The sequence below is a fragment of the uncultured Dialister sp. genome (assembly GCF_900538805.1).
Taxonomy (GTDB): Bacteria; Bacillota; Negativicutes; order Veillonellales; family Dialisteraceae; genus Dialister.
Genome location: NZ_UPZP01000031.1, coordinates 1 through 23,465, shown reverse-complemented (window position 1 = coordinate 23,465; position 23,465 = coordinate 1). Strand labels below are relative to the sequence as shown.

Here is a 23,465-nt window from a genome sequence, read left to right as displayed (position 1 = left end):
CGCTATTCCCTTTCCCATTCCTCGCATTGCATAAAAATTCTAGAATAAAAGCAGACAACGATTTAATCAGCGCTTCCTTAAAAATGACCGGACCGTCTTTTCCTCATTATTTTCTCATGAAAATCAGTGTCCCTTTTCGTAAAAAATCCATCAAACTCCTGTAAATTCCAGTTGGCAGGAGGGGGGCAAATGGTATAGAATATAAATGACCAAATTTTGAGAAGTCTGTACTGAAGGAAAGGGGGGAAATGATGACATATTTCTATCCCGCCGTATTTGAACATGACACTGATAAAGGAATGTTTACCGCCGTATTTCCGGATCTGCCGGGCTGCCAGGCCAGCGGCCGCTCCATGGATGAAACGACAAAAAAAGCCAGGGACGCCATGGCTGCTTCCCTTCTGGAAATGGAAGAAAAGGAAATTTCCATTCCCCTGCCTTCTGATGAACGACTTCTCCAGCGCCGTCTGAGACATGCCAAGGTATGCGTCATGCTGGTCGATATGAACAGCTACCGCGCCTTTCGGGCCTATAAAGTGAAAAATGCAGAAACCAAATCCGCCGAGTGGGCTGCCTCTGCCAGAAAGGGCAGAAAAGCAGGCATCCTTGCCCGGGTCTTTGGACTGAGATAATATAAAAGAGCAGTGAAAAGAAATTTCTTTTCCTGCTCTTTTTGTATGCTCCGTTTACAGAGCCCTTAAAATGGTGCCGCCGCCGATTAAGCGGTCATCGTCGTAGAATACCACCGACTGGCCTGTGGTAATGGCCCGCTGGGGTTCGTCAAATTTCACCACCGCCCGGCCGTTTCTTTCCAAAGTTACCGTGCAGTCATGAACCTTGATGCCGTAGCGGATTTTCGCCTGGCAGCGGAACTCCTCCGCCGGCGCCTCTCCGTCAGTAAAGTGAAGCTCATCGGCCAGGAGGCGGGTGCGGAAGAGGTCATCATTTTCTCCCACCACCACCTGGTTTTTATCGGGCCGGAGGGCCGTCACATAGAGCGGGGTCCTGGCCGCAATGCCAAGACCTTTGCGCTGGCCGATGGTGTAGTAGGGAATGCCCCGGTGCTGTCCGAGAACTTTTCCTTTTTTATCCACAATGTCGCCCGGCCGGAATGCCTCGGGAGCGTGATTTTTCAAAAATTCCACATAGGAACTTTCGCTGGTGAGGAAGCAGATATCCTGGGACTCCGCCTTATTATAGGTGGGAAGTCCCTTTTCTTTGGAAATCCGGCGGGTGTCCTTCTTAAAAGTGCGGCCCAGGGGGAAAATGATATGGGCCAGCTGGTCCTGAGTCAAATGGTACATCATGTAGGACTGGTCCTTCCCCAGGTCGATGCCCTTGTGCACCTCATACTTCTGCCGCTCCGGATTGTAAAGGATGCGGGCATAATGGCCGGTGGCGAAGTAGGGCGCATCAAAGGCCTTCCGCACCTCATCATAAAAGAGTCCGAACTTCACTTTGAAATCGCACATCATGCAGGGATTAGGAGTCATGCCCTTCGCATAGGCGTCGATGAAATAGGAAAGCACATACTGCTGATAGGCCTCCCTCACATCCACCACCTTAAAGGGAATGCCGATGAAATCGGCCATGCTGCGGGCCCCTTCGATTTCCTCATCCTGTCCCTCAAACTGGTACATGGTGGCGCCGCACACATCATAGCCCTGGTCCAAAAGGAGCCGGGCGGTCAGGGTGCTGTCCACGCCGCCGGACATGGCCACCACTACTTTTTTCTTTTCTGTCATTTGAAATCCTTTCCAGGGAAGCGCTGCTTCCCTATAAACCATCATTCCGGGAAATCCCGAAAAAATCGCATCGGAGTGAAAGTCCGAAGGATACTCACTTATTATATCATTATGATGCAAGGGATCGCCTGCGGCGGCCCGGGTTCAAAAGGTTCAGAGGGTTCAGAGGGTTGTGGTGGCGCCCTTCGGGCGCATTATATAATGGCGCCTGAAAGGCGCCCACTTCGCTAGCGCAGCGGTCCTTTATAACTCCCTTTGAACCAGCCCGGAAGGCGGAGCCGTTCCCGGGCGGAACCTGAGCCGCCCAGGGCGCAGCCCGGAGGCGGCTTGAACCCTGGCGCCGCAGGCGCCTGAACCCTCTTGCTTTCGGGATTACTGTATATCTGATGTCTGATTGTCTGCTGTCTTCCCGCCCACTGGTATTCTTTAGTGAGCTAGTGAGCTAGCAGCAGCCATTAACAGTACTCACCGAGATTCTTCACTGCGTCCAGAATGACAGTGTCCGGCGTGAAACGGACAGCGGACAGCCGACAACGGTAAGCAGACAGCCGACAGCGGGCGGCTACGCCGCCCCCTATTCCTTCATGTCCCACAAATACTGATTATATTTCTGCTGGTAAAATTCAGCTTCCTTCTTTTTCCTCCAGTTGTCCCTATCCTCACAGATAGCAAGCATTTCATCGGCAATGTCCTCGGCACTCACGGGCTCACTGTGGGAGAGCCAGCCAATCATGCGGTTCATGGCATAAGCGCTTCCCAGATTGTCTGCCGCCAGGGCGCCCAGTTCGCCGGGATATCCCTTTTCTTCCACCAGCTCTATGATTTGATTTCTCAGTCTTTCCAGTTCTGTCATCATCTATCCTCAACGAGAAAAAATATAACACAATGTCATTACCACGAAGAAAACAAGGAAAAGGACGAAGAGGGGCACCTTCTTTTCCTTCTTCCTTTCCACTTCCGGAATGCGGGAAATGGTGGAGGGCACGTCCTGCCAGGAAGGCCCCTTTCCGGAAGGAACTTCTTCCGGCCGCTTTCCTTCTGCCATATCCTTTCTATCCTTTTCCGCCCTTTCGGCAAAATCCGGCCACTCCCTGAAAAAAGGAAGAAAGGTCTCTGCCATGACCCGGCTGTCTTCCTTTCTTCCCCTGTCCCAGAGGGTAATCACTTCTCTCCGTACCCTCTGGAAGGCGGTCTCCAGGGGCCACTGTCCGCTTCGGATGCACAGGGGCTCTGAAAGGTCCTTCAGATGGGCCAGGGTATCCTTGGCCAGAAGGAGGCCCTGGGGAAAATGGCGGTTTGAAAGGGAAAGGCTGTAATCCAGGTCCCTTTCCAGCCGCTCCCTTTCCTTCCGGCTCCGTTCCTCATAATCAATCACAAGGAGCTGCCAGGGAAAGGTATCCTTCTCCTTCCTAAGTTCCGCCAGCAGATGGGCCTGGTCTGAAAGTTTCCTATCCTTTCCTGCCTCATGGACCGCCTCCACCATTTCATGGGGCAGCTCCCGTTTCCACATTTCCACATGGGACGCATTGCGAAGCGGCGGCATTCCCGCCAGCCGCCGGTCACCGTTAAAAAGCGCCGCCGCTTCTGCGGGATGGATTTGTCCGTAATTGGTGCAGATTTCCTGCAGAAGGAGGAGGGAACCGGCGCTTCCATAAAAAAGTCCGTTCATCGCCAGAATCACCCGCGATAAAGGCGGGAGGGAAAGGAAATCGGAGCCCGAAAGTTCCTGCCCCTGTACCGTTCTTTCCACCAGCCCCAAGGCCTCCTCCTTTGACAGCCCCGGCAGCCAGAAAAATTCGGCGCCGCTCCGCTTCACGCTTTTCTGCAGCACATAGGCGGCATCCAAAAGGCGCTTCCTCTCCGCCTCCCCTTCGGCCCTATGCAGTTTTTCCCGGAGCGCCTCTTCCACGCAATCTCCGCTGTCCGTGGTATGTACCCCCAGCAGGTAAAAAGGGTTGTCTTTAAAGAACAATGGAAACTCCTTTGTAAAATCAGTGGGATATTATATGTTTATTATAATACAGAATGATTTGGGCGGGAAAGGCTCAGGAGGAGAAGGGCCGCTTTGCGGCCCGGATTCAAAGGGTTCTTGGACATGCCCTTGGGGCATGAGGGTTCAGAAGGTTCAGAGGGTTCAAAGGGTGGTGGTGGCGGCTCCGCCGCAATTTTATAGCCGCCGGAGGCGGCTTATATCCTGGCGCCCCAAGGCGCCATACCTTGCCAGCGGCAGCGATACTACATAACTTCCTTTGAACCAGCCCGGAAGGCGAAGCCGTTCCCGGGCCGAACCCATCGTTCGGCGCGAAGCGCACGAATGATAGAACCCGGGCGCCGAAGGCGCCTGAACCCTCTTGCGTTCGGGAATGCCGGCCAGCAGGAAGCGGTAAGCCGACAGCCGACAGCCGGCAGCCGTGTCCCCACTGTCCCACCAGCCCACTATTTACCCCGCCCCTTCTTCGTGCTATGATGAAGGAATATAAAACTTTTTCCACAGGAGTATGTGAATGGACCTGATTTTCCAATACCTGATTATCTGCCCCCTGGTTATGCTGGCGGGATTTGTGGACGCCATTGCCGGCGGCGGCGGACTGATTTCTCTTCCGGCCTACCTGATTTCCGGCCTTCCCGTGCATAATGCCATTGCCACCAATAAAATGAGCTCCACCATGGGCACCGTACTGGCCACTTTTAAATTTGCCAGAAGCGGCTTCATCCCCTGGAAGCTGGCGCTCACCTGCGTGTGCTTTGCCTTTGCCGGTTCCTCCCTGGGCGCCAGGCTGGCGCTTCTCATGGATTCCCACATTTTCCTTCTTTTCATGGTGGTCGTTCTTCCCCTGACCGCCATCTATGTGACCCGGGGCAAGGCGCTGATTGTGGAAAAGAATCCCTACTCCTATAAAAAGACGGCGGTTCTCAGTATCCTCATGGCCCTTCTCATCGGCGTATACGATGGATTCTACGGTCCCGGCACCGGCACCTTTCTTCTGCTCCTCCTCACCGGCGTGGCCCACCTGCCGCTGAAGGAAGCCAACGGCGTGACAAAGGTTATCAATTCCACCACCAACATCGCCGCCCTCTGCGTGTTCCTCCTGAACGGCAAGGTCCTCTTCCCCCTGGGCCCCATAGCCGGCCTCTTCGGCATGGCAGGAAACTACCTGGGCGCCGTCTACTTTGCCAAGGGGGGAGCAAAAAATGTAAAACCCGTCATCATAACGGTGCTTACCATCTTCTTCCTGAAGGTACTTTATGAACTTTTGTAAGGGGCCGCTTCGCGGCCCGGCGCCCTGCGGGCGGAAGAACCTCAGTACCTGTCTGCCTCAGATATCATTAAGGAAGCGCTGATTAAATCGTTATCGGATTTCATTCTTGTTTTTTTATTCAATGCAAGGAATCAGTCGACGCGAATAGCGAGCTATTTAAGGAGGCCGATGACGCGGCATTGGATAAAAATACATATGAAATTCGATTCTGCGAATTAATCAGTGCTTCCTTAAATACCAGTCGGCAGGAAGGAGCTGCCCTTGGCAGCTCTCCCCCTTTGGTGCCTGCCGGCACCACCTTTCCCCCTAACGGGGGCACTATGGATGCTACGCAGCGTGCCACTTGTATTTTGTGGGAAACACAGAGATAGAGCAAACAGCCGACAGCCGTATTCCCACTATCTCACTATCCCATTATCCCACTGTCCCACTGTCCCACTAGCCCACTAGCCCACTAGCCCACTAGCCCACCATCTCATTATCCACGAGGTTATCTATGAAATACAAATCCCCCGGGCAGAGCAATCCCTTTGCCCTCCTTCCTTTTATCATCTTTATCGCCATCTACCTGGGCGCCGGTCTTTATTTCCAGGCCCGGGGCGTTTCCATGGCCTTTTACCAGTTTCCTTCGGTAACGGCCATGTTCATTGCCGTGCTGTCCGCCTTCTGTCTCAGCCGGGACCCCATTATGTACAAATTCGGCATTTTCTCCAAGGGCGCAGGCAATGACAATATCATGACCATGCTCATGATTTACATCCTGGCCGGCGCTTTTTCCGCCGCAGCCGCTGCCATGGGCGGCAGGGACGCCACGGTGAATCTGGGCATGAGCCTGATTCCTCCCCAGTACCTGACGGTAGGCATTTTCCTGATTTCCGCCTTTATGGGAACCGCCACCGGCACCTCCATGGGCACCGTGGCGGCCATCATTCCCATCGCCGCGGGAATGGCGGAAAAGAGCGGTCTTTCTGCGCCCCTCCTTCTGGGCGCCTGCGTGAGCGGCGCCATGTTCGGTGACAATCTGTCCATGATTTCCGACACCACCATTGCCGCCACCCGCACCCAGGGCTGCGATTTGAAAGATAAATTCCGAATGAATTTCCTCATTGCCCTGCCGGCGGCGCTTCTCACCATTTTCGTCTTCCTTTTTGCCGGCACGCCCTCTGCTGAGCTGTCACAGGTCGGCGATTATACGCTGGTAAAGGTTCTCCCCTATGTGGCGGTGCTCCTTCTGGCCCTTATGGGAGTGAACGTCTTCCTGGTGCTGGTGAGCGGCATTTTCCTTTCCGGCATAATCGGTCTTTCCGACGGCACGTTCACAGTGATTTCCTTTGCCCAGCATATCTGGACCGGCTTTACCAGCATGAACGAAGCCTTTTTCCTTGCCCTCTTCTGCGGCGGCATTTCGGAAATGATTACCTACTACGGCGGCATTGCCTGGCTCATTGAAAAGCTCCAGAAAAATATCCGCTCCTCCCACACCGCCCAGCTGGGCATTGCGGTGCTGGTGTCCCTGGTGGACTGCGCCACCGCCAATAACACCGTAGCCATCATCGTTTCCGGCGACGTGGCAAAGAAAATTTCCGCCCGCTTCCATGTGGACCCCAGGAAATCGGCGTCCCTCCTCGATATCTTTTCCTGCGTCTTCCAGGGCATCATCCCCTACGGCGCCCAGCTCCTTACGGCCGCCGCCCTGGCGTCCCAGAGCGGACTGGCCATCAATGCCCTGGACATCGTGCCCCATATGTGGTACTGCTTCTTCCTCGCCGCCTTCGGCATCCTGTCTATTTACATCCCCTTTGCGGACTACGCCATCCGAAAGAACCCGTGGAAATGGGAACAGCGCCCGTAGGGCGCTGAAAGGGCCGCGAAGCGGCCCGGGTTCAGAAGGTTCAGAAGGTTCAAAGGGTTCAAAGGGTTCAGAGGGGGTGGTGGCGGCTCCGCCGCATTTTTATAGCCGCCGGAAGCGGCTTATCTTATGGCGCCTCCATGGAGTGGGCTTTATAACTCCCCTCCGGTTCCGCCCACAAAGTGGGCGGAACCGGAGGCCTCCAGGGGCGCAGTCCCGACGCGGCCCTGAACCCTCTTTCCGTCTGCCATCTGACGTCTGACAGTCTTGCCGTCTTCCCGCCGACCGGTATTTAATGCCAAAAGAGACACCAACGCCTTGTACCGAGATCCTTCGCTGTCGCTCAGGATGACGAGTGGCAGGCGGGAAGCACCCGCGATAAACAGTCAGCCGCCAGCCAGTAACGCACGAGAAACAAGAACCAAGAAACCAGAAACCATTCCCCACTGTCCCACTAGTCCACTAGTCCACCAGCTCACCAGCTCACTAACTTACTAACTTAAGGAGGTTATACCATGAATTTCAAAGAATTATCCATTCAGTGCCGTACATACCGTCGTTTCAGCCAGAAGCCCATTGATTCTGCCATTCTGCAGGAGCTTATGGAAAACGTGCGCATCATTTCCAGCGCCATGAACGGGCAGGTGCTCCGCTATGTGCTGGTGAAGGATCCATCCCTGGTGAAGGAGCTGCAGCCCGCCATCCACTGGGCCGCAGCGCTTCCAAAGGAACTGGGCACGCCAAAGGAAGGAGAGCAGCCGGTGGCCTTTATCCTGGTGTGCAAGGAAGGAAGGGGCAACCCCTGGGATGATATCGATGCCGGTATCGCCGTAAGAAATATCGCCTTAAACGCCTGTGCCTACGGCATCGGCTCCGCCATTCTGGGGGCCGTGGAGTGGGACAAAGTGAAGGATATCCTGTCTGTCCCGGACAACTGGAACCCCCGCCTCCTCATGGCCCTGGGCTATCCTTCCTGTGAAAGCCATATCGTGGACCTGCCGGAAAACGGAAGCATTAAATACTACCTGGATGAAAATAAAAACTACTGTGTGCCAAAGAGGGCGCTCAAGGATATCTGCATTGTGAAATAGGATGGGGCCGCAGAGCGGCCCGGGTTCAGAGGGTTCAAAGGGTTCAGAAGGTTCAAAAGGTTGTGGTGGCGGCTCCGCCGCAATTTTATAGCTTTATAGCCGCCGAAGGCGGCTTATATGATGGCGCCGGAGGCGCCAACCCTGCCTCCACGGAGTGGGCTTTATAACTCCCCTTTGAACCAGCCCGGAAGGCGAAGCCGATTCCGGGCCGAACCTGGGGCGCTGAGGGGCGAAAGCCCCAATAGCGCCCTGAACCTGGGCGCCGTAAGGCGCCTGAACCCTCTTGCTTTCGGGAATACGGTCATCTGACGTCTAATATCTATCATCTATCTTCTATCGTCTATCTTCTGCCATTGACATGGCACCATTTCCCGTCTATAATATGACTTGTAGTCAATTTTTTACAGGAGGGATTGCATATGAATAAAAAATGGATTGCATGTTTAACAGCCGGCGTCATTGCCCTTTCCTGCATGACCGCCCAGGCGGAGGAGCCTGCCAGGAGAAGCATTACGGTCACCGGAACCAGTGAAGTCACTGCCAAGAGCGACATGGCCACGGTGAATGTTTCAGTGGAAACCTCCTCTCCCAATGTGAAGGCGGCGGTCCGTGAAAATGCCAATGCCATGACTTCCGTAAGGAATGCGGTCATTGCTGCCGGCGCCGACGCATCAAAGATTGAGACCCAGAATTATAATGTGTACCCCCAGCAGACCTATGACAGCAAGGGCAATGCGAAGACCAAGGAATATCGCTGCACCAACACCATGAAAATCGTGGTAAACCAGCTTTCCAAAACAGGAAGCGTCATGGACGCTGCTGTGGAAGCCGGTGCCAACCGCATTGATTCCGTGGATTTCTCCGTGAGCCATCCGGAGGTATACAAGGATGAAGCCCTGCGGAAGGCCACGGAAGATGCCTACCACAAGGCAAAAATCATTGCCGCCGCCCTGGGCAGAAACGTGGTGAATGTCATTTCTGCCAGCGATGATAATGTGAATGTGGTACCCTACCGCGTCATGAATTTGAAGCTGGCCGCTGCCAGAAGTGAAAGCGACGCTGCCACCCCCATCGATCCCGGCGAATCGAAAATGCAGGGACGGGTGACCGTGGTATTTGAAATCGACTGAATAAAAAAAGCGCTCCCGACGAGGGAACGCTTTTTTATTGGGAAATCGGCTGTCCACTGATAAACGATAGATGATAGATGATAGATGATAGATGATAGATGTTTCACTGTACCACCAGTACACTAGATCACTAGTCCACTAGATCACTAGTCCACTAGCTCACCAGCCCACTAGTTCACCAGCCCACTAGCTCACCAGCCCACTAGCTCACCAGCCCACTAGCTCACCAGCCCACTAGCTCACCAGCCCACTAGTTCACCAGCCCACTAGTTCACCAGCCCACTAGTTCAACAGCCCACTAGCCCACTAGCTCACCAGCTCACCAGCTCACTACTTCCCCCATATCGATGGCGATGAAGCCGCTGGAGTAGGGTCCGATTTCATAGGGCGGGAAAACCAGGTAGAGATGGCTGTCCTTGCCGATGTAAAAAACATCGGGCAGCTTTTTCACGGTGTGATATTTTTCAAAAATGGGGATATTCCGTTCCCTGCACTGGATTTCAATCTGCCGGTTCACTTCTTCCACCGTAAGGTTTGGCATTTCCTTTTTCATGTCCTGCAGGGTGATTCGATGACCCAGGCCGTCGAAGTTCATGGGCACCGCATAGCTCATGGGGTGGGCCGCCCGGTCGGGGTAGGAGGATTCGATGAGGAGGAAGCTGGTGACGGGGCTGTCCTTCCGGTCCATGGCGGACTGCCAGTTGACCCAGCCGGAGGTTTTCCAGACTTCATTTCTTTTTTCAATGGCCTTGGTGAAACGGGCGGTTTCCACTTCCACCGCCGCGTTGATGCGGGCCCGCTTCAGCAGGTTTTCGTCTTTGGAAACGGGAATGTTCACGTTCATGGTGCCCTCCTGCCAGCCTTTGGTGGAAAAGGCCGGATTGGTGGGAAGCGGGGACGAAAGGCCGGGGCCCAGGGTCCATTCAGCTCCGGCGCTTCCTGCGGAAAAAGCCAGGAAAAGGGCCAGAGACAGCGCTGCGGTTTTCCATTTCATAGGGATTCCTCCTTTTTAGGGAAACACTGATTCATTCATAGAGTTTGCTTTTATAAGAATTTTCATGCACTGCTTCGTCATGAGGCTCCTTAAACAGCTCGAAATCATACTTTGCCGATGGGTACGGAGAAGATGCCTTCGCTGAACGGCGTCAGGTCGTCCTGCTGGTAAATGGCATAGACCACCCGATTTTTTCCTACGTAGAAATTGGTGGGAAGCTCCGTCACCTGATGATTGGGAAGGAGGGTGATGCCCTTCTTCTTGGCGGTGAGTTCAATGCACGCATTCACGTCAGCCACGGTGAGGCGGGGCAGCACCTGGGTGAGGTCGAAGAGGTCGCCGGCGCTGTTGAAATTGAGTCCTTTAGCAAAAGTTTTCCCGTGCTCATCACCGGAAGACAGCTTCTGCTCCACCAGCACGATGCTGGTAATGCCTTCGCTGTTGCTGATGAAATTGCCGATAAGCCCTTCATGCCATATCATCCAGCCCTCGGTGTACTTTGTCTCGTTGTCTTCCGAAATTTCTTCTGCAAACCTGTCCTTTTCCCTGGCGATGGCCGCATTCACCCGGCCCGCAAAATCTTCATTGCCCAAATGGGTGACCAGGTAGGGGCTGCGGAGGGTCATGGAACCCTGGTGGAAATCATCGGTGCGGAAGGCGCCGGATTTTTCCGACACCTTCGATGCCAGCCCCGGCCACAGGGAGGCCTCGGCACTCCCGACGCCGCCTAAGGAAATCAGAATGGCCGTCAAAACAGCAAGGCCTGCTTTTTTATAATTCATCATGGTACCTGCCCTTCTTCTCTTTTCTTTATTATACCCTAAAAAGGGCCGCTTGGCGGCCCGGGTTCAGAAGGTTCATAAGGTTCAAAGGGTTCAGAGGGGGTGGTATCGCCGCTTTTGGCGGCGATGAGTATATATGCCGCCTTGCGGCGGCGTGCGTTACGGGAGCGCTTTCCCGCCTCACCGGTCATTCTGAACGAAGTGAAGAATCTTGGTACGCGTGGACAATGTCTCATATTCCTTAAATACCGGTCGGCGGAAAGGAGTGGCTGAATGTAGAGGCAAGAGTAGTTAACAATTAACAGGGGAGTTGGCATGATACCTTTGGATTCATAAGCAAGAATCGCACTACGGTGATTAGCGGCCACGGCCGCTACCCCCTATCCCGCTTCGCGGGAATTCTCCACGGGAAAGCGTCTCACGTGGTTCTCAGGTCGCTTTCGCTCCCCTACGAACCGCGTTCGCTTGCCACCCCTATTCAGGGGGCAGAATAACTATCTCTATGTTTTCTGTAGAGTCATGTGGCACAATGCCCAGCATCCACTGTCTCACTATCCCACTGTCTCACTAGCTCACTAGCCCACTAGCTCACCGGCCCACCAGCTCACTAACTCTCACATTTCTACCATGCTGTATTTCCCGTCCTTTATTTTCATGAGGATCAGGTCCACCACGGGGTCTCTTTTTTCATCGAAGCTGAAGGTGACGCAGACGCCTTTGAAGTCCTTCATGGCTGCCAGGGCGCCCTTGATTTTCTTGTGGTCCGTGGTGGTGCCGGCCCGTTTCATGGCGTCCGCTGCCATGTATACGCCGTCGTAGGCGCTGGCGGCGAACTGGTCCGGTGCGTGGCCGTATTTCTTTGTGTAGGCGTCCACGAAGTTCTGCACCTTTGCATCCTTTCTATCAGCGGACCACATGGAGGACACGTACACGTTGTCCGCGGCGCTGCCGGCCATTTTGCCCAGTTCCGGGGAAACGAAGCCGTTGTCTCCCAGCACGGGCTGATTCATGCCCATTTCCCTCATTTTCTTCAGAATGCGAGAGCCCTCCTGGTAGTAGCTGCATACCACGATGACGTCGGGATTCTTTGTCTGGATATTGGTGAGCTGGGCGGAGAATTCGTTATCTTTGCTGCCGAAGGTTTCCACATCAACTATCTCTACCCCTTCGTCTTCCATGGTTTTCTCGAAATATTTCTGGGCTGTCACGTGCTGTTCATTGTCGTGGGCATACATGATGGCGGCGGTTTTATAGCCCAGGATTTTGTGGGTCTTTGTCACGGTCTGGGGAATATTTTTTGATTCGGGCACGGAGTTGCGGAAAATGCAGTCCCCCATGTCCGTGATGTTTTCCGCGGTGACCGAAATTTCCAGGGACGGCACTTTGGCATTCTGGATGATGGGGCCCGCCGCCTTGGCTTCGTTGGAGGTCATGGGTCCTATCAGAATAGACGCTTTGTCCTGGATCTGCTTTTTCGTGGCATTCATGGCTTCCGCCGGTACCGCCTTGGTGTCATCCACCATGAGGTCCATGGGGAAATCGCCTTTTTTATTGATTTCTTCCACCGCCAGGCGCACCCCTTCTTCTTCCGATCTGCCGTAGGCCGCCGCGCCGCCGGTGAGGGCAGCGGTGAAGCCGATTTTCGCCGCATTCTTTGCACCGGAGGAAACGTTGTTTCCTCCCTTTCCTCCGCATCCTGCCATGCCTGCCATCATTACCGCTGCCATGGAGCAGATTCCTGCCATTTTCAATGCTTTCTTAAAGTTTTTCATTGGATTTCCTCCTCTTCTTCTTTCCTGCTCCATCAAAAAAGCCCCTGATGGAACGAATCATTCCACCAGGGGCGGATGAGTAAGCCGCGGTACCACCCTGATTTATCTCTTCTTAGAAAGCCGGCGGATGGATACAAAAAGTCCCTGCCCCATTTCGGGACAGGGGCATGACTGCGGTACCACCCTGCATTGTACTTTCCTTTGTCCGTAACGGGGACTGCCGCCTTCACTACTTTCTTCGCTCCGGTGCTCAAGGGAGAGTTCGTCTCATGCTCCATACCGGCTTGCACCATACGCCGGCTCTCTGCCATGGCCTTCATCAGACTTTATCCCAATCATCGCTTTTTGTAACTTGAAATAGATGATACAGGTTTTTATCTATTCTGTCAATCGGATGTTTACTGTATTTATTTTCTGTATGCAGAGAGCTTTTTATGATTCTGCGGAATATCAGCCTTCCCGGCGGCCTGCTTTCAGGCGCTTCAGGATTTCCCGTCCGATTTCCTGGTTCAAATAGGCGTAGCAGTAGGCATTCAGGATGAAAACCAGTCCCAGCATCACCATACCGGAGGTGGTGAACACCGCCTTACCGGGGTCCGGGTCCAGATGAAATACATAGGACAGGGGCTTCCACAGCCACTGAATCATGGCCACAAACCGGTCGATGGCGCTGGTCAGGGCATCCGCAATGCCCAGCACATAAATGGACACGGCGATTTTATAGGACATTTCCACCACATAGGCCAGGGCAGTGAGGTGGAGGGTCTTGGCAAAGGACAGCTTATGATGGAAGCCGTAGCCCATGGCCAGTCCCAGGGCCGCCGCATAAAAGGCGGTGGTGAAACCGATTTCCGGCCCGCCCATGATATTCACCAGAAAGATTTCCGCAAGGCTCGTCCCCAGGCCCCACTTCATGCCATGGAAACTGCAGATCACCGCAATGGGCACCGCCGAGGTGAGCATGGTGATAAAAACAAAAAAGGGCGCCAAGAGCTTCAGCAGTACCAGCAGCGCCGCAATGGCTGCAGCCGCTGCTGCTTCCGTGAGGTATTTCGTTTTTTGTACAGATGCGTTCACTGTTCCTTATCCTTTCCAAAAGAAGCGGCCAGCGCTTCCTTTTCCTTCTTTGTTTTCTGCTTCATATGCCATTCCAGGGAACGGGCTTCGTGCTCCGTAGGAAACATGCGGTACCACACCAGTTTCACCGGCAGCCGGCTTCTGGTGTAGCGGCTCCCCTTCCCGGCATTATGGGTTTCTATCCGTTTTTCCAGGTCATCCACCGTGAATCCGGTGTACAGGCTGCCGTCGCCGCACCGGACCATGTAGGTGAAATATTTCCTGCCCTCAGAACCACTCATTGATCCAGTTCTTCTGCTTTGGCAGGAGGGCGTCGGTGAAGGAGAGAGCCCTTTCCTGTTCCTTTTCATCGGCGGTGAGCCATTTGATTTTTTCCAAGCGGGAAAGTTCTGAAAGGTCAGCGGCCCCCATGAAAAGCTCTGCCAGGCTGCCTGCATTGATACAGAAGGAGGGCTCCGGTATATCCTCTCCCAGACGGACGCCGGAAATTTCCTCAATGTGGCATTTCAAACTGTAGAAAACGTCCTCCTTCAGGGCGCTGATTTTGCCGTCCGCCGCCCGAAGGACATAAATGCCGCTGTTATCGGGGAGGAAGGAATCCACCAGCTGGAAGGCAATGGAACCGTCCAGTCCTTTGCCGCAGGAGAGGCCGTCAAAGGCGGTCACCGGGTCGGTGAGACGGGAAAGCATGTAGGGGAAGGAACGGTTTTTGATATAGGTATGTTCCGCCCCGTCTTCCCAGTAACGGAAGGATGTGTCATCTAAAGGTTCATACCAAATGCATTCATCCATAGAGCCCCGGTGGCCTGCCATGAAGGCATAGAGCCCCTTCCGCCCGCTTTCATTGGCAAAGGCCATTTCCGTCACAATCATGCTCCGGTCGTTAAGACTGTAGAAAAGATAGCCGGCGGGCCCCTTTTCATCATACACAAGGGCAATGTACCCATCCTTCAGCTGCCCTTCGATATGGGACCGCCAGGATGCTTCATCCCGCAGGGTGAAACCGTTTCTTTCCTTCGTGTAAATTTCATACACAGAGGCCAGATCCTGCCAGCCCTCGACTCCCGTGAGCACCCGGCAGGCAAAGGCCTTCTTTCCCAGAGGTGCAAGATGCTCCGGTGATGATTTCCGCTCCCACTGGTGCACAAAGAAACCAAATCCCATGGGCAGATAATAGGAAGCCGCCGACGGCATGAGGATGACAAAGGGCTTCCCTTCATTGGCCGCCATATGGAAGGCCCCCCGGAGAAGCTCCGACGCATACCCCCTCCCCCGGCAGGCCGGATGGGTGGCTACGCCTACGATGTAATCGGTGTCAAAGGACGCGCCCCTCACACTCATCCGATAGGGCCGGCGGTGCAGATCACAGGCCGCCTGCCCTTTCTCTTCTCCCAGAAGCACCGTCTCCGGCGTATAAAGCTCCTGGAAATACCACTGGAAAAAGGGGTCCGACGGCTTTTCAAAACAGTAGGCCCAGAGGGCTTTCACTTCTTCTGCGTCGGAAGCAGAAGCTTTTCTGATTTTCATGGATACCTCCTTTGGGGCCGCTTCGCGGCCCTGCGCCCTTCAGGCGTAAAGTTTCTAAAGTTTGACGGGGCTTCGCCCCGAAGGTTGTGGTATCGCCCTGTCGGGCGAAGATTATGGTCCCCTGTCAGCAGCGCCCCTCCTGCATATGGGAATCATGCTCCCCATCTCAAATGACTCTCAAAAGCAGCCCTATTTCTTCAGCACCACATCAAATTTTTCTGTCAGATGGTCCGGGTTATAGCCCATTTTCGCTTCCCGAAGGCCGGGAACGCCCAGGTCCTCTTCCCGGTTTACAAATTCCGTATCCGCAAATTCGTGGAGCAGGAAATCACGGTTGATGGCCTGGTAAAGGCCGCGGATATTGGGATTGGCCTTTTCAAAGATGATGTGGGCCATCTTTTCATTCACCAGATCTCCATTGGTAAAGGCCTCCACCTTGCCGTAAATGCGGATGATGGCCCCCTTCACGCCCAGGGCATCCCAATTGTCGAAGCACACCTTCATGGCCTCTTCTTCTTCCTCAATGTCTCCATGCCGGAGGAACCATTCGTGAATGCCGGCCTTGGCGTCTTCCATATTATCCTTTGTAATGGATTCATACTGATAATCGGAATACTGACGCAGGAAGGAATTCAGGTGATTCTTTTTCATGCGCAGCTTCTTGCCGGGCAGCGTAATCATGTCCGATGTGCGGTACACATATTCCTCATTGTCCCGGTCCTCGATGAAATCGTATTTCCCGGGGCAGAGCCTTTCAATCTGCTCTACCACCCAGCGGGACGCGGATTTCAAACGGAACTCCATGCCCGCCTTGTCCAGCTCTGCATGAATCAGGTCAAGGCCGTGCACGAAATCCTCCTCTTTGTGGGCAAAGGGAGGCAGGAAAAACATATCCTTTCCCTTTCCTGCGCGGATGAAAAGGATATCATCCTGCACCGCCCACTTCGTATCGTGGGCCTGCTGCCAAAGGAAAAGGGTATTAAAAGTGCAGTCAATCTGCTCATAATGATGAATGCGGAAGAAACCGTCAATGAGCGGCTTGTCTTCTATGCGAAACGATTTAAATTCTATGATGTCCATCTCCTTGATAAATGATGAACAGGATAACTCCTGTAATACATTTAATTTTTTGAATACTATACCTTAACATTGTACCACAGCGGGGCAAGGGGAAAAAGGGGAAAGGGCCGCGAAGCGGCCCAGGTTCAGAGGTTCAGAGGGTTCATGGACACGCCTGCGGCGTGAGGGTTCATAAGGTTCATAAGGTTCAAAAGGTTCAGAGGGTTCAAAGGGTTCAAAGGGGAAGGTTGACGGCCCTCCGGGCCGAGGGTTGTGGTATTGCCGCTTCGCGGCAAAGCCAAACAACCGCGCCTGCGGCGCGATGGAATACCCGCCTTTTGGTGCTTCGCACCACTTCGCCTAAAGGGAAGCATGTCACTGGATTTTCGGGTCGCAATGCTCCCCTACATCCTCTGCTGTCACTGACTCCAGTTCCTTTGCCACCCCGGAGGGGGAAGTCTGCTCTATGCTTAACATTTATCTCATACGTTATGAACAGCATTTTGGAGATTGGCCACTTCCGGGCACAGCCCGGTTGTATGGTTTTCCACTGCATAGCCAGCGCTGCCGCCGCAGGCGGCATACAACACTCCCCTCTGAACCAGCCCGCTCTGTGGGCGGAACCGGAGGCCTTCAGGGGCGCAGCCCCAGCAAGGCCTTGAACCCGGGCGCCGAAGGCGCCTGAACCCTCTTGCAGTCGGGAATACAGCCGAGCGCCGCTTCTGCCCTCCATGCCAAAAAGGGCAGACACCGGAGTGCCTGCTCTTTTCATCAAAGGAAAGTATAAATTTCTATCAAGCAAAGGGAACCCATTTGCCGTCTTTAACCTGGAGAACGTCCAGATCCATCTTGGGATCTCTGTGTTCATCGAACTGGAACTTGCCGGTGGCTCCTTCGAAGTCCTTAATCTGTGCCAGGGCATCGCGGAATTTCTTTCTATCCGTGGTGCTGCCGGACTTTTCGGCGGCTTCGTGCATAACGTAGATGGCATCGTAGGCCTGGGCGGAGAACTGGTCCGGTTCATGGCCGTATTTTTCCTTGAAGGCCTTGCGGAAATGCTGTGCCTTTTCGGTCTGTCTTTCAGCGTTCCAGGGGGTAGCTACCAGGGTGCCCTCGGCAGCGGCGCCGGCCTGTTCAATGTATGCCGGGCTGTTGAAGCCGTTGTTGCCGATGATGGGCTGTTTCATGCCCATTTCACGGGCCTTCTTGACGATGAGGGCGCCTTCCTGATAGAGGCCTGCAATGCAGATGACATCAGGGTTGGCAGCCTGGATCTTGGTGAGCTGGGCGGAGAAATCGGTGTCCTTGTCGGCGAAGGTTTCGGTGTCGATGATATCGATGCCCATCTTCTTGAAGAGTTCTTCATAAATGCCATGTTCCCCTACCATCTGGTCGTTGTTGTTGGAGTACATGATGGCTACGTTCTTGAAGCCCAGCTTGTCATGGGCCTTCTTAACGGTAATGGGGATGGCCATTTTACCGGGGATGGCGTTTCTGAAGATATAGTCGCCAAGGTCCGTGATGCCGGGGGCCGTGGTGCCGGTACCGAAAGCAACGACCTTGGACTGCTGGGCAATGGGGCCGGCAGCAAACATGGAGCCCGAAAGGGTCGGTCCTTCAATGGCAAGAACCTTATCCTGCTCAATGCACTTCTTCATGGCATTGATGGCTTCCGCCTTCACACCCTTGGTATCGTAGGTCTTGAGGTCGATTTTCATCTTCGTATTCGGGTTGTTGTTGATTTCTTCAACCGCCAGTTCCGTGCCGTCCTTCATGGCCTGTCCATAGGCAGCGGCGGGGCCGGTGTAGGCGCCCAGGAAACCGAACTTCACGGTCTGCGCTCCATTGGCATTGCCGCCTGCTTTCTTGTCACCGCCGCATCCTGCAAAAGCACCTGTGATTGCTGCTGCTGCCATGATTGCTGCCATACCTTTTAACCATTTCTTCTGCATAATGAAAACCCCTTTCCTTTGACCTTTCCTGTTCTTTGAATTTTTCGGATGAAATATAGGATTTTTCCAACTTCTGATGGATGCATATGGATGAAAGCAAAAAGCCCCTGCCGGCAGCTTAAGCTGCCGGCAGGGGCGGAATATCCGCGGTACCACTCTGATTTGTCTCTTCTCCCGCCGTATAATGATAGAATGATAGAATATTCTCCCCCAAAACAGAACGCCCCTACCTCCAGCCTGCGCCGGAGATAGGGGCGAATATTTCGCGGTACCACCCTACATTATACTTGCGGTTCCTTATTCGTAACGTGAATGGACGTTCCTGCTTACTATATTCGGCAGAAAAGCTCTCGAGTGACTAACAGTATGCCCCCGTCTACCGGTTTTCATCGTCCACCGGCTCTCTGCAAGATCAAAAGCACCCTTTTTCTCGTTCATCGCTTTGTATATGTTTCGCTTTCAGAAGCTTGTAGAAATGATAACGCCGGATTTCTATTTTGTCAAGAGGTTTTTTATGGGCCCCTTTGCGGCCCGGGTTCAGAGGGTTCAGAGGGTTCAAAGGGTTCAAAGGGTGGTGGTGGCGGCTCCGCCGCAATTTTATAACCGCCGGAGGCGGCTTATATCATGGCGCCGAAAGGCGCCGTACCTCGCCAGCGCAGCGATACTATATAACTCCCTCTGAACCAGCCCGCTCTGCGGGCCGAACCTGAGGCGCCCAGGGCGTCAGCCCGGCGGCGTCTTGAACCCGGGCGCCGAAGGCGCCTGAACCCTCTTGCTTTCGGGGATACAGTTTTCCCCCATCGCCCCTTGAGTGCAGCGAACACAACCCTTTTACACAACCTGCCGCGCCAGCGGCGTCCCTTTGTCATCTCACTCTTCCTCCAGATGAAAGAGCTTCTCCATCTCTTCATCGGCAATGATTCTGTCATTCTTTACATCCCTGTGGGCCAGGAGCTTTTCCACGTGGTCCTCCACCGTATGCCGGAGGAGGGCTTCCGGGTCCATGCCCCGGAGTATGAAGAAATAGAAGGGATTCTCGTCAAGCCTCACGCCGATACCGTACATCACAGCCGCCACGTGCTTGCACATAAGGGCCCAGTCGGGGCAGCTGCAGTCGAATCGGATTTCCCGGGCCGTGGGAAAAAGGGCTCCTTCTTCGGTGAGAAGGGTTTCCAGGGACTTAGGAAATTTCCCTTTCACCAGTTCTTCCAAACTGTCCAGCTCCCTGCTGCAGAGGGCGGATACTTTTTTCATTTTCGTCTTTCCCAGGGGGCTCACTCTGATTTCCACCTCGTAGGGGCGGCTGCGGCTGCCCTGCACCAGGGCGCTCACCTTTCCTTCGCCGATGACAAGGTCAATGACGGCGCCGTTTCTCACGTAGGAGCGGCCCCTCGGCAGGCGGTTCTCATAGTCCAGGTACTGCTCCATGTTTCTGCACCAGGCTTTGCCCCACCAGGTGCGGCAGATGGTGCGGCCGGGCACAATGACAGGAGCCAGATGGCGCCCTTTTCCTTCCGCTTCACGGAGCGCTTTTCTCGCTTTCTCCCGAAGCTCATCCACGCTCATGGAAGAGTAGAAATCATCAGACCAGCTCACGATTCATCATCTCCTTCCCCGCTGTCCAGTTTCAGAAGATCCATCAGTTCCTTATCTGAAAGCTCCGTAATCCAGGCTTCTCCGCTTCCCACGGCTTCCCGGGCCAGTTTCTTTTTATCCTCGATCATGTCATTGATTTTTTCTTCCACCGTGCCCTGGGAAACAAATTTATAAACCATGACATTCTTCTTCTGTCCGATACGGTAGGCCCGATCCGTGGCCTGATCTTCCACCGCCGGGTTCCACCAGCGGTCAAAATGGATGACCGTGGACGCTTTGGTGAGATTCAGCCCCGTACCGGCCGCTTTGAGGGAAAGAATCATAAAAGGAATATAGCCTTCTCCGTTGAACCGATCCACCAGTTCCATCCGCTTCTTCACCGGCGTGCCGCCATGGATGATGAGCCCCGGCCTGCCAAAAACCGCCGTGAGAAAGCGGGAAAGGGGCTCCGTCATTTCCCGATACTGGGTAAAGATGAGTACCGGCTCACGCCGTTCGTGAAGAGTTTCGCAGATTTCACGAAGCCTCATAAATTTTCCGCTGTCCTCCGGCTTGAAGCGGTCCTGCCCCAGGAATTCATCGGGATGGTTGCATATCTGCTTCAGCTTGGCCAGGGCCGTGAGCACCATTCCCTTCCTTCGGATGCCGCCGTTCTTTTCTTCCTTCAGCATTTTGGACAGTCTTTCCAGCTCGCCCCGGTACAGGGCGGTCTGTTTGATGGAAAGGGGCACGTATTCCACCATTTCCAGTTTGTCCGGCAGGTCAGAAATGACACTCTTGTCCGTTTTAAGGCGCCGGAGCACGAAGGGGCCCGTCATCTTCCGAAGCGGTTCATAGCCCCTTTCCTCTCCGGAGAGTCCTTTTACAAAACGGAGAAAATGCATGCGGCTTCCCAGAAGGCCGGGATTCAGGAAATCGAAAAGGGACCACAGGTTGAGCAGGTTATTTTCCACCGGCGTTCCGGTCATGGCCAGCCTGCAGGCAGCGTGAAGAGCCTTCACCGCCCTGGTCTGGCGGGTATTGGGATTCTTGATATTCTGCGCTTCATCCAGGATTTCCGCATCCCAGTCCACCGTCTTTAATTCCTCCAGACGCTGGGCCATGCCATAGGTGGTCATGGTAAGAAAGGTATCCGGATGGCCCGCTTTTTCCTTCATTTCCTCCGCCTTTTTCCCGTGAAGAAGGGTGTAGGAAAGGGAAGGGGCAAAGCGGCTGATTTCCTTTTCCCAGTTGCCCAGAAGGGAAGCCGGCACGATAAGAAGACACCGGGCCGCCGGGTTCTCCATGCGCATCTTTTCCAGATACGCCAGTACCTGCACCGTTTTGCCAAGACCCATATCATCGGCCAGGCACATGCCGAATCCAAGTTTTGAAAGGGTGCAGAGCCACTTGAATCCTTCCATCTGGTAGGGGCGCAGAGATGCCTTGCATGTTTTGGGCAGGGAAATCCGGCCGATGGCGGAAGGATTCTTCATCATGCGAAGCATTTTGGAAAGCCAGGTGCCCGGCACATAGCTCACATCGCCGCCTGTTTCCTTTCCTTCCATCTGCAGGGCTTCCCGGAAGGTCACCGCTCCGCCCAGTTTCTCCATTTTTCCCAGCAGCTTTGCCAGACGGTCATGGTCTACCTCCACCCATTTTCCCTTGATGAAGGAAAGTCCCTCCGTTTCCTTCATGAGGCGGTGAACATCGGCCATCGTCAGCTTGACGCCGTCCACGGATAGTTCTGGACGAAGGGACAGGATGGTATCAAGACCCAGGGGCTCCGCCGCACTGCCGCCCAGGGAGACGGAAATGGAGGGCCTGCTCCTCCCATTCTTCCACCAGTTTGGTATGCGGCAGTAAATCCCCTTTTCCTCCAGAAGAGGCACGGCCTTCAGAAAATGCCAGGCCTCCTCTGCGGTGACGCCGAAGGGATGAAGGATGGTGCCGTCCTCCACGAAATCGGAAAGGCGGGGCATAATATCTGCCGCCTTATTCAGGGAAGACAGGAGACGGATTAATTTCTCCCGGTCCTTTTTATATTCCTCCAGTGCATAGTACAGAGGCATCTGCCGGGCTCTCCCCTCCCGGTCAAAGGTGGCATAGGTGGCCAGGAAGGCAAAGGGGTAGATTTCATCCGACCTGTTTTCCACCAGATGGAAATAAATCCGGTCCGGCAGGGACACCCCTTTCTTTTTTGAAGAAATATAGGCCTCCACGGTGCCGTCAAAGTGATGGAAATCCCGGTGGAACGCTTCATTCAGCTTTCCCTCTGCCAAAGAAAGCCAGTCCCCATCGACCCATTCCATGCCAAGGACATAGGGCAGTGCAGAAAGCAGGCTTTTCTTTTCTTCCTCCGGAAGGGACACTTCCAATTTCCCTTTAAGAAAAGGAAAGAGCGGCGACGTCAGAAGCACATGGTCAAAGGAAGAAGCCAGACGGTAAAGAAAAGAAAAGGAAGGACTGCCTTCTCCTTTCTCCTGGAATCCCAGATCATAGAGAGCCTGCCAGCGGTCTGCCTCGAACCTTTCCTTCCATGTTTTCATGGCAGGAGACAGCTCTATTTCATCGCCTTCATCCACACGAAAGCCCTTTTCCGTGAAGATGAAAGACAGCTCATTCGATGTACTCATGATAGACTCCCTTTACTGTAAAAAATATTCCATACTATTTTTCCGATTTCCCGCCCAGCCGCCGGTGCGGATGGTAAAGCTGCCAGCCATAATGGATGGCGGCCACCCGGAGAAGGAGCACCGCCATAAAGGCAATCCAGGACACCAGGGAGAGGGGCAGGAAGCCGTGAAGGATGCACATGAGAAGCCCGCCGGCCACAGAGGCGATGGCGTACACATCCATGTAGAGCACCACCGGCATGCGGCGGGCCATCATATCACGGATGACCCCGCCGCCTACGGCGGTAATGAGCCCCAGCATGGTGGGCAGCACATATTCATGGGAGGGCCAGGCATAAAAGGCGGTGAGCACGCCGGTTACCGTAAAGGCAGAGAGGCCGATGGTATCGGAAATATGGTAGAAAAAAGAAATAATCACCTTTCCTCTTTTAGGAATGCGGAAAAAGGGGTAGAGAAAACTGACTGCCAGAGCCGTGCCGATGGACACCAGAAGACTCATGGGATGAGTCAGGGCCGACGGCGGGATAATGCCGCAGAGCACATCCCGGATCATACCGCCCCCTACGCCGGTCATCACCGCCAGCACCGTAATACCGAAGATATCCATGCGCCGGTAAAGGCCTACAATGGCACCGGAAAAGGCAAAGGCTATGGTGCCTAATATTTCAAAAATCATCCAGGTAACAGACATGGGAATGCCTCGCTTGTTTTAAAAGGATGCGACCATTGGGTGCAAGGGTTCAAAGGGTTGTGTAGAAAGGTTATTAGGTTTGACCGGCCTGACGGCCGGAGGGTTCTTAGGTTTGACGGCCCTTTGGGCCGAGGGTTGTGGTGGCGCCAAGGGGCCGCTGCGCGGCCCGGGTTCAGAGGGTTCAAAGGGTTCAGAAGGTTCAAAGGGTTGTGGTGGCGGCTTCGCCGCAATTTTATAGCCGCCAGAGGGAGGGTGTAAAATTCCTTGTGTAAATTAGATTCCTATTAATAAACCTGACATTTTTGACCTTACACGGAAGCCGTTT

The 23,465-nt window shown here is 54.1% G+C and carries 19 protein-coding genes and 1 other annotated feature; of the genes, 5 read left to right on the top strand and 14 right to left on the bottom strand.

Annotated elements, in window-relative coordinates; genetic code table 11:
- Positions 1-248 precede the first annotated feature (248 nt).
- Entirely contained in the window at positions 249-632 is a 384-nt protein-coding gene (locus tag QZQ29_RS04530; RefSeq protein WP_296960278.1) for a type II toxin-antitoxin system HicB family antitoxin, read from the top strand.
- Positions 633-686: 54 nt separating this feature from the next.
- Here QZQ29_RS04530 and mnmA read toward each other — a convergent pair whose 3' ends face one another.
- The 3 genes from mnmA to QZQ29_RS04515 form a co-directional block, all read right to left on the bottom strand.
- On the bottom strand, positions 687-1,745 hold the full coding sequence (gene mnmA / locus QZQ29_RS04525; protein WP_296960275.1) for a tRNA 2-thiouridine(34) synthase MnmA: 1,059 nt from the start codon (positions 1,743-1,745) through the stop codon (positions 687-689).
- A 574-nt stretch (positions 1,746-2,319) separates the two neighbouring features.
- On the bottom strand, positions 2,320-2,601 hold the full coding sequence (locus QZQ29_RS04520; protein WP_296960273.1) for a hypothetical protein: 282 nt from the start codon (positions 2,599-2,601) through the stop codon (positions 2,320-2,322).
- Positions 2,602-2,607: 6 nt separating this feature from the next.
- On the bottom strand, positions 2,608-3,717 hold the full coding sequence (locus QZQ29_RS04515; protein ID WP_296960271.1) for a hypothetical protein: 1,110 nt from the start codon (positions 3,715-3,717) through the stop codon (positions 2,608-2,610).
- Positions 3,718-4,249: 532 nt separating this feature from the next.
- Between QZQ29_RS04515 and QZQ29_RS04510 the strand changes: the two genes are divergently transcribed.
- The 4 genes from QZQ29_RS04510 to QZQ29_RS04495 all read left to right on the top strand — a co-directional run bounded on the left by QZQ29_RS04510 (position 4,250) and on the right by QZQ29_RS04495 (position 9,075).
- Positions 4,250-5,005 carry a sulfite exporter TauE/SafE family protein gene (locus QZQ29_RS04510; RefSeq protein ID WP_296960268.1) on the top strand — a complete coding sequence of 252 codons (756 nt, stop codon included), beginning with the start codon at positions 4,250-4,252 and terminating at the stop codon, positions 5,003-5,005.
- Between the two features lie 496 nt (positions 5,006-5,501).
- Positions 5,502-6,857, top strand: a complete 1,356-nt coding sequence (locus QZQ29_RS04505; RefSeq protein ID WP_296960266.1) for a Na+/H+ antiporter NhaC family protein — start codon at positions 5,502-5,504, stop codon at positions 6,855-6,857.
- 512 nt (positions 6,858-7,369) lie between these two features.
- The gene (locus QZQ29_RS04500) at positions 7,370-7,945 is read left to right on the top strand and encodes a nitroreductase family protein (protein ID WP_296960264.1); all 576 of its coding nucleotides are present in this window, start codon (positions 7,370-7,372) and stop codon (positions 7,943-7,945) included.
- A 419-nt stretch (positions 7,946-8,364) separates the two neighbouring features.
- Positions 8,365-9,075 (top strand): SIMPL domain-containing protein, encoded by a 711-nt coding sequence (locus QZQ29_RS04495; RefSeq protein WP_296960262.1) that lies wholly within the window; start codon positions 8,365-8,367, stop codon positions 9,073-9,075.
- A 319-nt stretch (positions 9,076-9,394) separates the two neighbouring features.
- Here QZQ29_RS04495 and QZQ29_RS04490 read toward each other — a convergent pair whose 3' ends face one another.
- The 11 genes from QZQ29_RS04490 to QZQ29_RS04440 form a co-directional block, all read right to left on the bottom strand.
- Positions 9,395-10,069, bottom strand: a complete 675-nt coding sequence (locus QZQ29_RS04490; RefSeq protein WP_296960259.1) for an RsiV family protein — start codon at positions 10,067-10,069, stop codon at positions 9,395-9,397.
- Between the two features lie 104 nt (positions 10,070-10,173).
- On the bottom strand, positions 10,174-10,854 hold the full coding sequence (locus QZQ29_RS04485) for a hypothetical protein (RefSeq protein WP_296960256.1): 681 nt from the start codon (positions 10,852-10,854) through the stop codon (positions 10,174-10,176).
- Positions 10,855-11,465: 611 nt separating this feature from the next.
- Positions 11,466-12,623 carry an ABC transporter substrate-binding protein gene (locus QZQ29_RS04480; RefSeq protein WP_296960253.1) on the bottom strand — a complete coding sequence of 386 codons (1,158 nt, stop codon included), beginning with the start codon at positions 12,621-12,623 and terminating at the stop codon, positions 11,466-11,468.
- A gap of 450 nt (positions 12,624-13,073) precedes the next feature.
- Entirely contained in the window at positions 13,074-13,700 is a 627-nt protein-coding gene (locus QZQ29_RS04475; RefSeq protein WP_296960247.1) for a DUF2232 domain-containing protein, read from the bottom strand.
- Positions 13,697-13,981 carry a GIY-YIG nuclease family protein gene (locus tag QZQ29_RS04470; RefSeq protein WP_296960244.1) on the bottom strand — a complete coding sequence of 95 codons (285 nt, stop codon included), beginning with the start codon at positions 13,979-13,981 and terminating at the stop codon, positions 13,697-13,699. The genes QZQ29_RS04475 and QZQ29_RS04470 overlap by 4 nt, the downstream gene beginning before the upstream one ends.
- Positions 13,968-15,227, bottom strand: a complete 1,260-nt coding sequence (locus QZQ29_RS04465) for an enhanced intracellular survival protein Eis (protein ID WP_296960241.1) — start codon at positions 15,225-15,227, stop codon at positions 13,968-13,970. Before QZQ29_RS04465 ends, QZQ29_RS04470 begins: the two co-directional genes overlap by 14 nt.
- A gap of 189 nt (positions 15,228-15,416) precedes the next feature.
- Positions 15,417-16,307, bottom strand: coding sequence for a phosphatidylglycerol lysyltransferase domain-containing protein (locus tag QZQ29_RS04460; RefSeq protein WP_296960239.1), 891 nt, complete (start codon positions 16,305-16,307; stop codon positions 15,417-15,419).
- A gap of 773 nt (positions 16,308-17,080) precedes the next feature.
- The gene (locus QZQ29_RS04455) at positions 17,081-18,238 is read right to left on the bottom strand and encodes an ABC transporter substrate-binding protein (protein ID WP_296960236.1); all 1,158 of its coding nucleotides are present in this window, start codon (positions 18,236-18,238) and stop codon (positions 17,081-17,083) included.
- 247 nt (positions 18,239-18,485) lie between these two features.
- Positions 18,486-18,685, bottom strand: a binding site (T-box leader).
- Between the two features lie 423 nt (positions 18,686-19,108).
- On the bottom strand, positions 19,109-19,834 hold the full coding sequence (locus QZQ29_RS04450; protein WP_296960232.1) for an SWIM zinc finger family protein: 726 nt from the start codon (positions 19,832-19,834) through the stop codon (positions 19,109-19,111).
- On the bottom strand, positions 19,831-22,449 hold the full coding sequence (locus QZQ29_RS04445; RefSeq protein ID WP_296960229.1) for a DEAD/DEAH box helicase: 2,619 nt from the start codon (positions 22,447-22,449) through the stop codon (positions 19,831-19,833). The genes QZQ29_RS04450 and QZQ29_RS04445 overlap by 4 nt, the downstream gene beginning before the upstream one ends.
- A gap of 34 nt (positions 22,450-22,483) precedes the next feature.
- Positions 22,484-23,140 (bottom strand): trimeric intracellular cation channel family protein, encoded by a 657-nt coding sequence (locus QZQ29_RS04440; RefSeq protein WP_296960227.1) that lies wholly within the window; start codon positions 23,138-23,140, stop codon positions 22,484-22,486.
- Positions 23,141-23,465 lie beyond the last annotated feature (325 nt).

What these genes read in the sequence shown, in the direction of transcription:
- QZQ29_RS04530 (WP_296960278.1), top strand. Translation starts at nt 249, where the DNA reads ATGATGACATATTTCTATCCCGCCGTATTTGAACATGACACTGATAAA.
- mnmA (WP_296960275.1), bottom strand. Translation starts at nt 1,745, where the DNA reads ATGACAGAAAAGAAAAAAGTAGTGGTGGCCATGTCCGGCGGCGTGGAC.
- QZQ29_RS04520 (WP_296960273.1), bottom strand. Translation starts at nt 2,601, where the DNA reads ATGATGACAGAACTGGAAAGACTGAGAAATCAAATCATAGAGCTGGTG.
- QZQ29_RS04510 (WP_296960268.1), top strand. Translation starts at nt 4,250, where the DNA reads ATGGACCTGATTTTCCAATACCTGATTATCTGCCCCCTGGTTATGCTG.
- QZQ29_RS04505 (WP_296960266.1), top strand. Translation starts at nt 5,502, where the DNA reads ATGAAATACAAATCCCCCGGGCAGAGCAATCCCTTTGCCCTCCTTCCT.
- QZQ29_RS04500 (WP_296960264.1), top strand. Translation starts at nt 7,370, where the DNA reads ATGAATTTCAAAGAATTATCCATTCAGTGCCGTACATACCGTCGTTTC.
- QZQ29_RS04495 (WP_296960262.1), top strand. Translation starts at nt 8,365, where the DNA reads ATGAATAAAAAATGGATTGCATGTTTAACAGCCGGCGTCATTGCCCTT.
- QZQ29_RS04490 (WP_296960259.1), bottom strand. Translation starts at nt 10,069, where the DNA reads ATGAAATGGAAAACCGCAGCGCTGTCTCTGGCCCTTTTCCTGGCTTTT.
- QZQ29_RS04485 (WP_296960256.1), bottom strand. Translation starts at nt 10,854, where the DNA reads ATGATGAATTATAAAAAAGCAGGCCTTGCTGTTTTGACGGCCATTCTG.
- QZQ29_RS04480 (WP_296960253.1), bottom strand. Translation starts at nt 12,623, where the DNA reads ATGAAAAACTTTAAGAAAGCATTGAAAATGGCAGGAATCTGCTCCATG.
- QZQ29_RS04470 (WP_296960244.1), bottom strand. Translation starts at nt 13,981, where the DNA reads ATGAGTGGTTCTGAGGGCAGGAAATATTTCACCTACATGGTCCGGTGC.
- QZQ29_RS04465 (WP_296960241.1), bottom strand. Translation starts at nt 15,227, where the DNA reads ATGAAAATCAGAAAAGCTTCTGCTTCCGACGCAGAAGAAGTGAAAGCC.
- QZQ29_RS04460 (WP_296960239.1), bottom strand. Translation starts at nt 16,307, where the DNA reads ATGGACATCATAGAATTTAAATCGTTTCGCATAGAAGACAAGCCGCTC.
- QZQ29_RS04455 (WP_296960236.1), bottom strand. Translation starts at nt 18,238, where the DNA reads ATGCAGAAGAAATGGTTAAAAGGTATGGCAGCAATCATGGCAGCAGCA.
- QZQ29_RS04445 (WP_296960229.1), bottom strand. Translation starts at nt 22,449, where the DNA reads ATGAGTACATCGAATGAGCTGTCTTTCATCTTCACGGAAAAGGGCTTT.
- QZQ29_RS04440 (WP_296960227.1), bottom strand. Translation starts at nt 23,140, where the DNA reads ATGTCTGTTACCTGGATGATTTTTGAAATATTAGGCACCATAGCCTTT.